Consider the following 12,305-nt stretch of genomic DNA (forward strand, 5'->3'; position numbering starts at 1 on the left):
ATGGTTGCTCAGTGCTTGTGCAGGGTGTCGGTATGGATCGCACGCACGGTTCCGTCTTCCCCGACTGTGAAGGCGCGGGCGGTCAATGTCTCCCGCGTCACTTCCAGCCACAGGAAGCCGGGCTGGTCGAGCACCTCGAAGCTGGTCGGACGCGCGCCGCTGCGCTCCGGCTCCACCTTGCCCGCCGCGCCGCTGACCCACTGCCAGGTGCCGGGGCATTCGGGCTGCGGCGCAAAGCCTTGCAGGGCGTGGTCGTGTCCACTGAGCAGGCCGTCGGCCTTGCCACAGGTCGCGCCGTACAGCGCCCGCACCGCGTCGCCCCGCTGAAAGGCCAGCGGCAGCCGGTCGTAGTGCCCGGCGTCCCCGTGTTTCCCGTTGCTGAAGAGGGGATGATGCCCCAGCACCAGCCGCCAGCGGGCCTGACTGCTGGCGAGCGCCCCGGCCAGCCAGGCCCGCTGCGCCGCGTCCCAGGGGCCGCCGGGCCGCTCGTCCGGGCGCAGCGGCGGCAGGTAGGCGGCCAGGGGTGAGGTGTCCACCGCGAAGAATTCCAGCAGGTCACCCACCGGGGCGCGGTAGCTGCGGGCGGGCATCACCCACTGCGGGTTCGTGCGGGCGTAGGCCACCTGTGCCTCCGCGCCGCGTGCATCTGCGCCGTCGCCGCCCCGCAGCCACGATTCGTCGTGGTTCCCGGCGACCATCAGGAAAGGGATGCCCAGCGCGCCGTACATCTCCGCGAAGCGTTCCCGGAACAGCGGCGAGGCGGCGTCTTTCGGCCCCGCCGGATAGAAGTTGTCGCCCAGGCCCACGCCCAGGTCGCAGCCGTCGCGCTGGCACACCGTCCGCATGGCCGCCGCCACGCGCCGCTGCACGTCAGTCCCGGTGCCCTGGTCGCCCATCACGATCACGCGGACGCGGCCTGGATTCGCGGGGGCGGGCAACGCCGCCACCACATCCGGCAGCGGCGAGACAGGCCCGGTGACGGCCGGCGCGCAGGCGGCCAGCAGGGTCATCAGGCCGAGGGGCAGGAGGGAACGCATGGGGGGAATGCTACCCCCACTGCCCAATACGGCTTTGCGTCACATTCACCTCACGTTTCCATTACGCTGTTCTCACGCGCCTGGGGTGTGGCTGAACTGGGCGGGGAGGCCGTATGAATGAATATCTGAACGTGATCCGCAACCACTACGCCGACTTCCGGGGCCGGGCACGCCGCCGCGAGTACTGGATGTTCGTGCTGATCAACGGCGTGATCACCCTGATTCTCCAGCTGCCGTATCTGTTTGGGGGCGCCGCCCAGGTGGCCGCTGGAGAGTCACTCTCTGGACTGGCGCTGCTCAGCCTGCTCGTTTCCAGCCTGTACGGGCTGGCCGTCCTGGTGCCCTCGCTGGCCGTCGGTGTCCGCCGCCTGCACGACACGGGCCGCAGCGGCTGGTGGATGCTGATCGGTCTGATTCCCTTCGTGGGCGGGATCATCCTGCTGATCTTTACCGTCATGGACAGCCAACCTGGCAGCAACAAGTGGGGACCGAATCCCAAGGGCCTGGGAAGTGCGGGCACGACTCCGGCCGCCTGGTAATCCGCGCCGACTTCGGAGCCTGGCTGCGGCCGGGCTTTTTTTGGTGCTGGGCCATGTGACGCATTCGCTCCCGCGCCGAAGTCGAGAAGAACGTGCCCATGCTTCCGCCTACCGTCCGCCCCGCCGTCCCCACCGATTTCTTCGCCCTGCGCCCGATGCTGCGGGGCATGGGCTTCGTGGAGGACGAGGCCGCCCTGGCAGGCCGCTTTCCCTGCTGGTGGCGGAGGCTGCTGGGCTACGCCGCTGTTCACGACCACGGCCCCCATCTGCGCTCCGGCCATTCGCACCGCACGGCCAAACTGGACGACCTCTACACCGTCCCGGATGCCAGAAAGCAGGGCGTGGCCCGCACCCTGATGCGTGCACGCCTCACCCCCTGCGCGGATCGTAGGAGGCGGTCCCCCAGTTCCCTGAAATGGGTACGCTGATCCCGTGACCCTCTACGCCGTGAAGCCTGCCTTTCAACGGTTGCTGCGCCCGCTGGCCCACCGCCTCGCCGACCGGGGCGTGACGGCCAACGCGGTGACGCTGGCGGCAATGGGGCTGTCGGTCCTGCTGGGCGTGGGGCTGGCCCTGGCGGGGTCCGGGGGACGGCGCGGGGTCTTTGCGCTGCTGCCCGCCTTTCTGCTGGTGAGGATGGCCCTGAATGCCATTGACGGCATGATCGCCCGTGAGCGCCACCAGACGAGTGCGCTGGGAGCCTACCTGAACGAACTGGGCGACGTGGTGTCCGACGCGGCGCTGTATCTGCCGTTCGCGCTGCTGCCGGGGGGTTGGCCCGCCGCCGTGCTGGTGGCCCTGGCAGGAGCCGGGGAACTGGCCGGCGTGCTGGGGCAGGTCGCGGGCGGAAACCGGCGCTACGACGGCCCGCTGGGCAAGAGCGACCGGGCGCTGGCCTTTGGGCTGCTGGCGCTGCCGCTGGCGTTCGGCGTGCCCGGTGGTTCCTGGCTGACCGGAGTGCTGCTGCTGGGCTGCGTCCTGGGCGTGCTGACGATTCTCAACCGGGTAAGGCGCGGTCTGGCCGGGGGAGGCGCGTGAACGGCGTCCCCCTGGTCCTGGGCGGCGTCCTGACGCTGCTGGTGATCGCCACCCTGATCTCGGAGGGGCTGCCGCGCTGGAAAGGGACCGCGCCGAAGACCGAACTCGCCCAGCGGGTGCGCGCGTGGTGGGTGATGGCGGGCCTTTTCGTGCTGGCGCTGCTGCTGGACCGGCGGGTCAGCATCGCCTTCGTGATGCTGCTGTCGTACCTGGCCCTCAAGGAGTACCTCAGCCTGATTCCGCAGCGCCGCGCGGACCGGCGGGTGCTGCTGTGGGTGTACCTCACCATCCCGCTCCAGTACCTGTGGGTCTATACCGGGCGCTACGGCATGTTCATCATCTTCGTGCCGGTGTACGTGTTCCTGTTCCTGCCCTTCCGGCTGATGCTGACGGGCGTCACCCCGCACTTTCTGCGCGCCTCGGCCACGCTGCACTGGGGCCTGATGCTGACGGTGTTCGCGCTGGGGCACCTGGCCTATCTGCTGGTGCTGCCGCCGCTGCATCCGGCGGGTGGCGTGGGCCTGCTGCTGTACGTGGTGATCGTGACCCAGCTCAACGACGTGGCGCAGTACGTGACCGGCAAGGCCTTTGGCCGCCGCCGCATCGTGCCGCAGGTCAGCCCCGGCAAGACCTGGGAAGGCTTCCTGGGGGGGCTGGGCGTCACGCTGGCCGTCTCGCTCCTGATCGCGCCGCTGCTCACCCCGCTGCACCTCTGGGAGGCGGCCACCCTGGGCCTGCTGCTGCCCGCCGTGGGCTTTGTCGGGGACGTGACCCTCAGCGCCGTGAAGCGCGACCTGGGCGTGAAGGACGCCTCCAGCCTGATTCCCGGTCACGGCGGCATCCTGGACCGGGTGGACAGCCTGACCTTCACGGCGCCGGTGTTCTTCCACTTCATCTACTACTTCGTGTATGGCCCGGTGCGCGGGTGACGGCCCCTGCCGACGTGCGTCCGCGCTGGCCCGCCCTGCGCGCCGCCTTCTTTCTGGGCGTGGTGCGGCCCGCGCTGCTGCTGGGCTTCGGCCTGGGGGTGCGCGGGCGCGAGCGGCTGCCCGTGCGGGGTCCAGCCATCGTGGTCGCCAACCACAACAGTCATCTGGATACGCTGCTGCTGCTCTCGCTGTTCGCGCCCCGCGCCCTGGCCTGGGTGCGCCCCGCCGCCGCCGCCGACTACTTCAGCCGCACGCCGCTGCTGGCCTGGGTCAGCCGCGAACTGATCGGGGCGCTGCTGATCGACCGGCAGCCGGGCGGACGCCGCGACCCCCTGGCCCCCCTCAGCGCCTCCCTGGAGCGGCAGGAAATCATCCTGCTGTTTCCCGAAGGCACGCGCGGCCAGCCCGAGGTCCGCGAGGCGTTCAAAGCGGGCCTCGCGCACCTGGCCCGCCGTCACCCGGACGTGCCGGTGATTCCCGTCGCCCTGCGCGGCCTGGGATACGCGCTGCCCAAAGGGGAATGGCTGCCCGTGCCGCTGAATCTGTATGTCGCGGTGGGGACGCCGGTGCCCCGGCAGGCGGACAAGGCCGCCTTTCTGGCCGCCGTGGAGGCCGCGCTGGACAGTCTGGAAGCCGAGCTGCCCACCTACCGCTGGGACTGAGGGGCGGCAACGTTGAAGGTTGTGCCAGCGGCCGGACCGGTTCCGTCCCGTACCATGCAGCATGGCCGACCCCACCTACGAGGAGTTGTCCCGCCCCCTGCCTCTCACCAGCCCCAAGCGGTGGTATTACGGCGGCCTCAGGCGCGTGCTGCGTGCGGCGAGTCCGCTCAGCGAGGGCCTGAGTATCGGGTTCCGCCACGGCTTCGATTCGGGGGTGATGCTGGAACATGTGTACCGCAACCGCCCCACGGGACGCGGCCCCCTCGGACGGCTGATCGACCGCACGTACCTGAACACCCCCGGCTGGAAAGGCATCCGGGCGCGCGGTGAACTCGTCAAGGATGCGTTGCGGGCCGCCCTGCACGAGCAGGCCCAGGCCCAGCCCGGACGCGGGACGGTGCGCCTGCTGGACGTGGCCTGCGGCGGCGGGCGCTACGACCTGGAAGTGTTGGCCGAGCTTCAGCGTTCCTCCCCCGACCTGACCGTACAGGCCACCCTCCGCGACTACGCGCCCGTGAACGTGGAGAGCGCCCGCGCGCTGGGGGAGGAACTGGGCGTGCGCGGCGTGACCTACGAGCAGGCCGACGCCTTCAGCGACGAGGACCTGGCCCGCGCCGTGCAGGGCGGCCCGGTGGACATCGCGGTGGTGTCCGGCCTGCACGAGATCCTTTCCGACGACGCCCTGATCGAGCGGCATTACCGGCAACTGGGCCGCGTGGTGCGTCCCGGCGGCACGCTGATCTATACCCTGCAACCCACCCACCCGCAGGTCGAACTGATCGCCCGCGCGCTGCCGTCGCACACGGGTGAGCGGTGGGTCATGCGCCTGCGCAGCCGCGAGCTGGTGGGGGGCTGGGCGCAGGCGGGCGGCTTTCAGACAGTTGCCCGCTGGATGGAGCCGCAGGGCATTTTCGGCGTGGTGCTGGCCCGGCGCGTGTGAACCGGGTTGCCCCACGTCCCCCCGCCCGTTATCCTGCTTCCATGAGCCTCCTGCCCCATCACTCCGGTCTGGTGATGTGGGACAGGCTGTGCCGAATGCCGCTGTTCCGACCCGGCCCGGTCACGCGAACTCCCAGCGCCTGAGAACCCACGCGGCTCTCAGGCGTCTTGCTGGAATCTCGCGGCCAGACCGGGCCTTTTTCTGCACCTTCAACCCTGCACCCCCCAAGGAGCCTCCATGCACGTCACCCTGCCCGACGGAAAACAACTCGACCTGCCCCAGGGGGCCACGGCCCTCGACGCCGCCAAGGCCATCGGCCCCCGCCTGGCAGCTGACGCCCTGGCCGCCACCGCCAACGGCGACCTGGTGGACCTGATGACGCCGCTGCCCGAGGGGGCCAGCATCACGCTGATCACCAAAAAGAACCCGGCGGACGCCGCCCCGGTCTTCCGGCACTCGCTGGGTCACACCCTCAGTCAGGCCGTGGGCGAGTTCTACGGGCGCAAGGGCTACCCGCGCGAGGCCGTCAAACGCGGCGTGGGGCCGAGCATCGAGAACGGCTTCTACCAGGATTTCGACCTGCCCGAGCCGCTGAAGGAAGAGGACCTGCCCGAGATCGAGGCGATCATGCGCGAGATCATCGGGCGCAACCTCGACATCACGCGCGCGGACGTGGGCAAGGCGGCGGCGCTGGAGCAGTTCGCCTACGACCCCTACAAGGTCGAGCTGATCTCTGAGCTGCCCGACGACGAGCCGATTACCTTCTACACGCAGGGCGACTACGTGGACCTCTGCCGGGGGCCGCACTTCCCGAACACGGGCCGGCTGCCGGGAGCCTTCAAGCTGATGTCCACCAGCGGCGCGTACTGGCGCGGCAACGAGAAGAACCCGATTCTTCAGCGCGTCTACGGCGTGGCCTTCGCCACCCAGAAAGAACTCGACGAGTACCTGCACAACCTCGAAGAAGCCAAACGCCGCGACCACCGCAAGCTGGGCCGCGAGCTGGAACTGTTCACGATTGACCCGCTGGTGGGCAAGGGCCTGCCGCTGTGGCTGCCCAACGGCACCATTCTGCGCGAGGAACTGACCCGCTTCCTGCGTGAGCAACAGTTCCAGCGCGACTATCAGGGCGTGGTGACGCCCAACATCGGCAACCTGGACCTGTTCCGCACCAGCGGCCACTACCAGAACTACAGCGACAGCAACTTCAGCCCGATCACGGTGGACGACGAGCAGTACATGCTCAAGCCGATGAACTGCCCCTTCCACGTGCGGATCTACGCCAGCAAGCCCCGCAGCTACCGCGACCTGCCGGTCAGGTTGGCCGAGTTCGGCACGGTGTACCGCTACGAGCAGTCCGGCGAACTGAACGGCCTGACGCGCGTGCGCGGCTTCACGCAGGACGACGCCCACATCTTCGCGCGCCCCGACCAGCTCAAGACCGAGTTTCTGAGCGTGCTCGACCTCACGGTGCTGGTCCTGAAGACCTTCGGCCTGAACGACGTGCGCTTCCGCGTGGGCACCCGCGACCCCGAGTCCGACAAGTATGTGGGCGACCCCGCCCAGTGGGCGCGTGCCGAGCGCCAGATTATCGAGGCGGTCGAGGAAGTCGGCCTGCCCTACACGGTCGAACCCGGCGACGCGGCCTTTTACGGCCCCAAGCTCGACTTCGTGGTGAAGGACGTGCTGGGCCGCGAGTGGCAGCTCGGGACCATCCAGGTGGATTACAACCTGCCCGAGCGCTTCGACATCACCTACACCGGCGAGGACGGCCAGGACCACCGCCCGGTGATGATCCACCGCGCGCCCTTCGGCAGCCTGGAACGCTTCGTGGGCATCCTGATCGAGCATTACGGCGGCGACTTCCCGCTGTGGCTCGCGCCCCGGCAGATCATGATCATCCCGATTGCCGACCGCCACAACGCCTACGCCGAGACGCTGGCCAGCGAGTTCAAGGCGGTGGGGATGCGCGTGGAGGTGGACGACTCGACCAATCGCATGAATGCCAAGGTTCGCAGCGCCGAACTGAACAAGATTCCCGTGATGCTGATCGTGGGTGACCAGGAAGAGGCCCGGCGCGAGGTCAGCGTGCGCGAACGCACCCCCGAGGGGCACAAGGAACGCAAGGGCGTGGCCTTCACCGACCTGCTGGCCGAGTTGCAGGAGCGCTACCGCACGCGGGCATAAGCGGAGGAGGGAAGAGGGGGGCAGCCGACATCGCTGGCCCCCTTCTCAGCGTTGCCCGGCCTCCTCCGCCAGCACGGTCTTGAGCAGATCGGGCCGGTCGGTGAGGATGCCGTCCACGCCCATCCGGCTCAGGCGGCGCATCTCGGCGGGGTCGTTGACCGTCCAGACCTGCACCGCCACGCCCCGCGCGTGCATGGCGCGCACAAAGGCGGGCGTCACCACCTCGATGTTCCCCGACCGCACCGGCACCTGCGCGGCGCGGCCCGGCAGCGGGGCCAGGCGGCTCAACCCCACCTTGCTCAGCAGCACCAGCGGGCGCAGCTCCTTTTCCGTCATGCTGGTCATCACTTCCGGGCAGGCGGCGCGGAACTCGTTCATTGCCGTGTCGCTGAAGCTGGCCACGATCACGCGCCCGGTGGCCCCCGCATCCCGCAGCGCCTTGCAGAAGGGGGCGGCGAGGCTGGGAGCCGCCTGCTTGATCTCGATGGTCAGCGGCATGTTCGGGAAGGCCGCCAGGACCTCCGAGAGCTGCGCGACCCGCACGCCCTGGCCCCGGAAGGGGAAGGTCGCGCCGCCGTCCAGGGACAGCCCGTAGCCGGCATCCGCCGCCAGCACCTGCGCCAGCGTCATGTCCGCGATGCGGCCCCGCGTGTCGGTCAGGCGGTCGAGCGTCTCGTCGTGCGACAGCACCAGCACGCCGTCCCGGGTGGCGTGCATGTCGGTGTCCAGTATATCCACGCCCAGTGCGGCGGCATTGCGGTACGCCAGCAGCGTGTTGCTGGGCCACAGCCCCTCGCCCCCCTGATGCGCGATGTTGAGGGTTCGGCCCTGCACGAAAGGGTTCGTGGGGTGGGCGGCGGGCGCACAAGCCCCCAGCAGCGCCGTACTCAGGCCAGCCAGCAATGCTCTGTTCATGTCGCCCTCAACTTTACCCGCCCCGCTCGCCTTGCGGGGACCGGGCGCAGACGAGGCCGCCCCGCTTTACAGGCCGAAAGGTGCGTGCTAACATTCCTTCCGCTGGCAGAGGACCGACCCACCAGCCGCCTCATGGCGAATACAGCGGCGCTGTAGCCAAGTGGTAAGGCAGAGGTCTGCAAAACCTCCACCACCGGTTCGAGTCCGGTCAGCGCCTCCAATACCCCACGGATCACCCGGTATAGAACCGTAGCTCAGGGGTAGAGCACTACCTTGACACGGTAGGGGTCAGGGGTTCAAATCCCCTCGGTTCTACCAAAAAACGCCCTCTAAGAGGGCGTTTTTCCTTTTGGGTCTCCACCCCTGCAACGCGCGTCACCCCTATTCCACCCCTACTGCTTGTTCGAGAGGTGCCCCTTCAGCTTCAAGCAGCTCGTCAAGGTGGGTCATGGACGCCAGCAGGGTCGCCTTGCGTTTCTCGGCGCGGGTGTGGGTGTAGACCGAGAGGGTCATGCGCGGGTCGGCGTGGCCCGCGAGGTCGGCCGCCGTGCGGGGGTCAGCCCCGCCCTCGATCAGCCGCGACACGAAGGTGTGGCGCAGGTCGTGAATGCGGGTCGTCTCGGACACCTCGGCTGCTGCTAGGGCCTGCCGCCACACCCGGCGCACGTTGTGCTGGCTGAGCATCCCACCCATGCGGTTCGGGAAGACCCAGGCAGACGCGTCGGTCGGGAGATCGCGGCCTTTCAGGTCGAGGAGGTGCCGGTGCAGGACCGTCTTCAGGGCCGGGGTGAGGTACAGCGTGCGCCGGGCGCTGCGGGTCTTCGGCTCGCTGATCATTGGCGTCCCGCCGCGGCTGACCACCGTGCGCCGCACATCGAGCGTCCCGGCCTTCCAGTCCAGGTCTCCCCACTGGAGGCCCAGCGCCTCGCCGTGACGCAGGCCCAACGCGGCGATGATGGCGAAGAGGGGAGAGGCTCGTCTCACGGGCCGCCTGGAGGACGCGGGCCAGTTCCTCCGGCTCCAGCGCCCGCCCGATCTTCTCTTCCCTCATGCGGGGTAGGTCTGCCGCGAGGCCGGGGTGGGTGCGGAGGATCTCGTGACGCACCGCCCGGCGCAGGACCTGGTTCACGAAGATGCTGATGTGCCGGACCGTCGAGGGGGCGTACCGGCTGGCGAGCGCCGCGTACAGGCGCTCCAGGGTGACCGGCTTCAGCTCGGTCAGGAGCTTGCCCCCGACCGGCTGCGTCCCCAGGATCTTCAGGTAGCTCTGGAGCTTCTGGACGGTGCCCTCGCTGAGTTCGGCCCTGCGGGTCTCGACGTAGGCGTGCGCGTAGTCGGCCAGCGTCAGCCGCCCGTGCTCGGCGAGCACCACGGCCCCCCGTTCGGTCTCTGCCAGGGCGAGCTTGAGCCGGTCGGCCGCCTGGGCGCGGGTGCGGCCGTAGACACTCTTCCTGACCTGCTTTCCCTCCGGCGTCCACCCGGCGGTGTAGCGGGCCTCCCAGGTGCCGTCCGGGCGCTGACGCAGGCTGCCTTCTCCGGAGGCGCGGGAACGTTTGCGGGAGGTGGGGGGGCGGGTCATTAGGGGGCAACCGTCCGGATAACGTCGGCATGTTCTTTCAGCTCGAACTTCGGGATGCCCTTCATCGGGACGAGGATGATCTGGACGCCTTCCCGACGGGCGAACTTCATGGCTGGAATGAAGTCGCTGTCTGCCGTGACGAGGATGATCCTGTCCACGATGCGCTTGCTGGCAAGCCAGGCCACGTCCAGGCCGATGTTCATATCTACGCGTTTTTGAGAAAGCGCCGCGTAGACATCGCTGGCCTGAATCTGAGGCATGGGATTGCCTGCTGCCCCTGCCGCCATGAGCCGTTGCGCGGTATGCCGCTTGATCTGCCAGCCGTCGAAGGAGAGCTGGCCACGCCGGAACGCCACATGGTCCATCACAGAGAGGTCACGCAGAAGGATGCGGCGAGCATGACTGAGTGCTGAGGCGCCAAAATCCTTCGTGCTCCCGTCAATAGGGTTAGTCTCTATGCCCTCATAGGGTGGGCAGTCGTAGTAGTACATCCGGAACAGCTCTTCGTCGGCTTCCAGGGTCTTCATGGCGAAGTTGTAGACCTCGGCCGCCGTTGCGTGCCGCTTGTACACCAGCTTGAGTTGGGGCAGCAAAAAGCCACCGTCGATCAGCACGGCGGTGCGCTTCATCCTGCCCTCGTAGTCGTGCTAGACGGCAAAAAAGAATCACCCCAGCGCTGGATGTGTGGGCGCACCGGGGTGTGGATGTGTGCCGACCTATCGGCGTTAGCGGATGACAGAACTGTATATTTTGTGGGTTTAATTGTCAACACGAAAAACTCCTTCTGCTTGAGGTCCGCTGAGGTTCGGTGAGGCCCGCTTAGGTCCACATGTCGCAAGGGCACCCCCACCAGGGGGAGGGCCGGAGGTGGCTGAACCCTTACCGTGGAAGTGTGATGAAATTTGCTGCCCTGCTTACCCTCGCCGCTGCCTCTTACGCTGCCGCCTGCCCTGCGAAGGTGTCCGCTGCTGCCAGCCTCAAGGACCCCCACCACGTCGCCTACACCATCGTGGTGAAGAACCCGACCAAGGCACCGCTCAGCATCAACATGCGGGCAGACTTCTTCTACAAAGGGAAGAAGCTGATGGGCGGTTTCGAGAACCTGATCGCCACTATTCCCGCTGGGGGCAGCAAAACCTTCAAGGGTCAGGAAGCCTTCCTCGACGTGCTCAAAGGAGCTGATCAGGTGCAGATCACCCGCGTCCGTACCTGCAAGTAACCTCACCAGGCCACCGTCCCCAGGGTCAGGCCCACGCCGTAGTCCTCCGGCACCCGCCGGAGCTTGGCCGTGGGCACTTCCAACGCGATCTCCGGCACCCGCGTCCCCACGCTGAACTCCAGTGGGATGTTCGCGGTCACCACGTCCTTTACGTAGCTGCGTTGGGTCAGGAACGCAGCCCGGTGGGCGTCTGCCTCCAGGCCTCCGAAGACCACTCGGCGCATCGCCGCCGGAAGGCTCGACCCGCAGGCCTCTGCCAGACACAGCACCGCCCCCGGACTCGTCCCGTAGCGCTGGGTCGCCTGGTCCAGTAGCGGCCCCGGCATCTGGAGCTGCCCAGCCCCGAAGTTGCAGTAGGCCTCCACTTGAGCGCGAAACTCCTCCGGCGACTCGCACAGCCACTCCAGCTCCTTCTCGATGCCCGAGTCGCGCAGCAGCGCGTGGCTGATCTCGTGCATCTTCACGAAGGTCCGCGGACTGTGGTACACCCCCTCCTCCAGCGTGATCACTGTGCACGGCAGCGACACCGTGCTGCTGAACGGCCCCGGCGTCACCGGAATCCCCAGGCCCGCTGCCAGGCGCCAGAAGTCCATCTCGTAGCCATGCCGTGCATGCACTTGGTCCACGAACCGCAGGAAGTCGGCCCCGAGGGTGGTCACCCGTCCACCTCGATGTACTGCCGCACGCTCTCGAAGTACCGCCACCACTCCTCGGCTGTCACCGGCCCCCGCCCACCAAAGTTTCCCTGTTGCGCCAGCATTCCCTGCACCTTCGGATGCGCGATCAGGGGGTCGATGATGGCGAACCGCTCGCCCGCTTCGAGCAGGCCTTCGGGGATTTCAACTGGTGGGGGGACCGCCTGACGGTTAATTCGGCCGGGTCTCTGAACAATAGTGTTGAGGGGCTCGGGGATGTCTGGTGTGTACAGTCCTGTCAGGTCGCGCCACTCCTCGACCGAGTACCCGAGTACAGCGCGGATAGCTTCGCGGACTTCCAGAGATGCGCGGGAGAGAGGTGCGGTGCCCCGCTCCAGCTTGTTCAAGTAGTCCGGCGTGATGTCCTGACCATGCTTTGCCATCTCAGCGACGAACGCAGGCCGGTTCAGCCCCAAGTCGAGGCGCCTATCCTTGACGAGCATGCCGTGAACCACTGCACGCGGGTCTATATCTTGCGGGGCTTTAGCGGCTGCCATGTGCCAGTACCTCGACGCATGACGCATTCCCAAACCAGTCATGCGCTCGCATACGGCGACTGTACTCA

At 67.9% G+C, this 12,305-nt stretch carries 14 protein-coding genes and 2 tRNA genes; 10 read left to right on the forward strand and 6 right to left on the reverse strand.

The genetic code is table 11. The features are described from left to right. Nucleotides 1–8: 8 nt before the first annotated feature. On the reverse strand, nt 9–1,037 hold the full coding sequence (locus tag DEIPH_RS05885; RefSeq protein ID WP_034355305.1) for a metallophosphoesterase: 1,029 nt from the start codon (nt 1,035–1,037) through the stop codon (nt 9–11). Nucleotides 1,038–1,150: 113 nt separating this feature from the next. Between DEIPH_RS05885 and DEIPH_RS05890 the strand changes: the two genes are divergently transcribed. From DEIPH_RS05890 to thrS, 7 genes are all read left to right on the forward strand, one after another. Further along, nucleotides 1,151–1,576 (forward strand): DUF805 domain-containing protein, encoded by a 426-nt coding sequence (locus DEIPH_RS05890; RefSeq protein WP_034355308.1) that lies wholly within the window; start codon nt 1,151–1,153, stop codon nt 1,574–1,576. A 98-nt stretch (nt 1,577–1,674) separates the two neighbouring features. Next, complete coding sequence (locus tag DEIPH_RS20440) at nt 1,675–2,004, forward strand: GNAT family N-acetyltransferase (protein ID WP_051517182.1); 330 nt, start codon at nt 1,675–1,677, stop codon at nt 2,002–2,004. 4 nt (nt 2,005–2,008) lie between these two features. Beyond that, nucleotides 2,009–2,614, forward strand: a complete 606-nt coding sequence (locus DEIPH_RS05900; protein WP_034355311.1) for a CDP-alcohol phosphatidyltransferase family protein — start codon at nt 2,009–2,011, stop codon at nt 2,612–2,614. Next, nucleotides 2,611–3,543, forward strand: coding sequence for a phosphatidate cytidylyltransferase (locus DEIPH_RS05905; RefSeq protein WP_034355314.1), 933 nt, complete (start codon nt 2,611–2,613; stop codon nt 3,541–3,543). The genes DEIPH_RS05900 and DEIPH_RS05905 overlap by 4 nt, the downstream gene beginning before the upstream one ends. Then, a complete protein-coding gene (locus DEIPH_RS05910; RefSeq protein WP_200868159.1) occupies nt 3,540–4,205 on the forward strand; it encodes a lysophospholipid acyltransferase family protein in 666 nt (221 codons plus the stop codon). Before DEIPH_RS05905 ends, DEIPH_RS05910 begins: the two co-directional genes overlap by 4 nt. Before the next feature lie 61 nt (nt 4,206–4,266). Further along, nucleotides 4,267–5,145 carry a class I SAM-dependent methyltransferase family protein gene (locus DEIPH_RS05915; protein ID WP_034355317.1) on the forward strand — a complete coding sequence of 293 codons (879 nt, stop codon included), beginning with the start codon at nt 4,267–4,269 and terminating at the stop codon, nt 5,143–5,145. Between the two features lie 237 nt (nt 5,146–5,382). Then, the gene (thrS, locus tag DEIPH_RS05920) at nt 5,383–7,332 is read left to right on the forward strand and encodes a threonine--tRNA ligase (RefSeq protein ID WP_034355320.1); all 1,950 of its coding nucleotides are present in this window, start codon (nt 5,383–5,385) and stop codon (nt 7,330–7,332) included. Between the two features lie 45 nt (nt 7,333–7,377). On the opposite strand, the gene DEIPH_RS05925 is transcribed toward thrS, so the two are convergent. Then, on the reverse strand, nt 7,378–8,247 hold the full coding sequence (locus tag DEIPH_RS05925) for a glycerophosphodiester phosphodiesterase (RefSeq protein WP_034355323.1): 870 nt from the start codon (nt 8,245–8,247) through the stop codon (nt 7,378–7,380). A gap of 146 nt (nt 8,248–8,393) precedes the next feature. Between DEIPH_RS05925 and DEIPH_RS05930 the strand changes: the two genes are divergently transcribed. Further along, nucleotides 8,394–8,467 (forward strand) — tRNA-Cys (locus DEIPH_RS05930). 23 nt (nt 8,468–8,490) lie between these two features. Beyond that, nucleotides 8,491–8,565 (forward strand) — tRNA-Val (locus DEIPH_RS05935). Nucleotides 8,566–8,628: 63 nt separating this feature from the next. On the opposite strand, the gene DEIPH_RS05940 is transcribed toward DEIPH_RS05935, so the two are convergent. Together DEIPH_RS05940 and DEIPH_RS05945 are read right to left on the reverse strand one after the other, a co-directional pair. Further along, nucleotides 8,629–9,231 (reverse strand): tyrosine-type recombinase/integrase, encoded by a 603-nt coding sequence (locus DEIPH_RS05940; RefSeq protein ID WP_081790802.1) that lies wholly within the window; start codon nt 9,229–9,231, stop codon nt 8,629–8,631. Between the two features lie 594 nt (nt 9,232–9,825). Further along, nucleotides 9,826–10,455: an NYN domain-containing protein gene (locus DEIPH_RS05945; protein WP_081790803.1), complete on the reverse strand. Its 630-nt coding sequence runs from the start codon at nt 10,453–10,455 to the stop codon at nt 9,826–9,828. A 266-nt stretch (nt 10,456–10,721) separates the two neighbouring features. Between DEIPH_RS05945 and DEIPH_RS05950 the strand changes: the two genes are divergently transcribed. After that, complete coding sequence (locus tag DEIPH_RS05950; protein ID WP_034355326.1) at nt 10,722–11,045, forward strand: NDR1/HIN1-like protein; 324 nt, start codon at nt 10,722–10,724, stop codon at nt 11,043–11,045. A gap of 2 nt (nt 11,046–11,047) precedes the next feature. On the opposite strand, the gene DEIPH_RS05955 is transcribed toward DEIPH_RS05950, so the two are convergent. Together DEIPH_RS05955 and DEIPH_RS05960 are read right to left on the reverse strand one after the other, a co-directional pair. Next, on the reverse strand, nt 11,048–11,704 hold the full coding sequence (locus DEIPH_RS05955; RefSeq protein WP_034355329.1) for an ImmA/IrrE family metallo-endopeptidase: 657 nt from the start codon (nt 11,702–11,704) through the stop codon (nt 11,048–11,050). Next, nucleotides 11,701–12,183, reverse strand: a complete 483-nt coding sequence (locus DEIPH_RS05960) for a transcriptional regulator (RefSeq protein WP_034355333.1) — start codon at nt 12,181–12,183, stop codon at nt 11,701–11,703. Before DEIPH_RS05960 ends, DEIPH_RS05955 begins: the two co-directional genes overlap by 4 nt. Between the last annotated feature and the right edge of the window lie 122 nt (nt 12,184–12,305).

Source organism: Deinococcus phoenicis (assembly GCF_000599865.1).
GTDB classification, from domain to species: Bacteria; Deinococcota; Deinococci; order Deinococcales; family Deinococcaceae; genus Deinococcus; species Deinococcus phoenicis.

Excerpts from the sequence above, each read along its gene's own strand:
- DEIPH_RS05925 (WP_034355323.1), bottom strand. The coding sequence starts at position 8,247 with ATGAACAGAGCATTGCTGGCTGGCCTGAGTACGGCGCTGCTGGGGGCT.
- DEIPH_RS05945 (WP_081790803.1), bottom strand. The coding sequence starts at position 10,455 with ATGAAGCGCACCGCCGTGCTGATCGACGGTGGCTTTTTGCTGCCCCAA.
- DEIPH_RS05915 (WP_034355317.1), top strand. The coding sequence starts at position 4,267 with ATGGCCGACCCCACCTACGAGGAGTTGTCCCGCCCCCTGCCTCTCACC.
- DEIPH_RS20440 (WP_051517182.1), top strand. The coding sequence starts at position 1,675 with ATGCTTCCGCCTACCGTCCGCCCCGCCGTCCCCACCGATTTCTTCGCC.
- DEIPH_RS05950 (WP_034355326.1), top strand. The coding sequence starts at position 10,722 with ATGAAATTTGCTGCCCTGCTTACCCTCGCCGCTGCCTCTTACGCTGCC.
- DEIPH_RS05960 (WP_034355333.1), bottom strand. The coding sequence starts at position 12,183 with ATGCTCGTCAAGGATAGGCGCCTCGACTTGGGGCTGAACCGGCCTGCG.
- thrS (WP_034355320.1), top strand. The coding sequence starts at position 5,383 with ATGCACGTCACCCTGCCCGACGGAAAACAACTCGACCTGCCCCAGGGG.
- DEIPH_RS05890 (WP_034355308.1), top strand. The coding sequence starts at position 1,151 with ATGAATGAATATCTGAACGTGATCCGCAACCACTACGCCGACTTCCGG.
- DEIPH_RS05885 (WP_034355305.1), bottom strand. The coding sequence starts at position 1,037 with ATGCGTTCCCTCCTGCCCCTCGGCCTGATGACCCTGCTGGCCGCCTGC.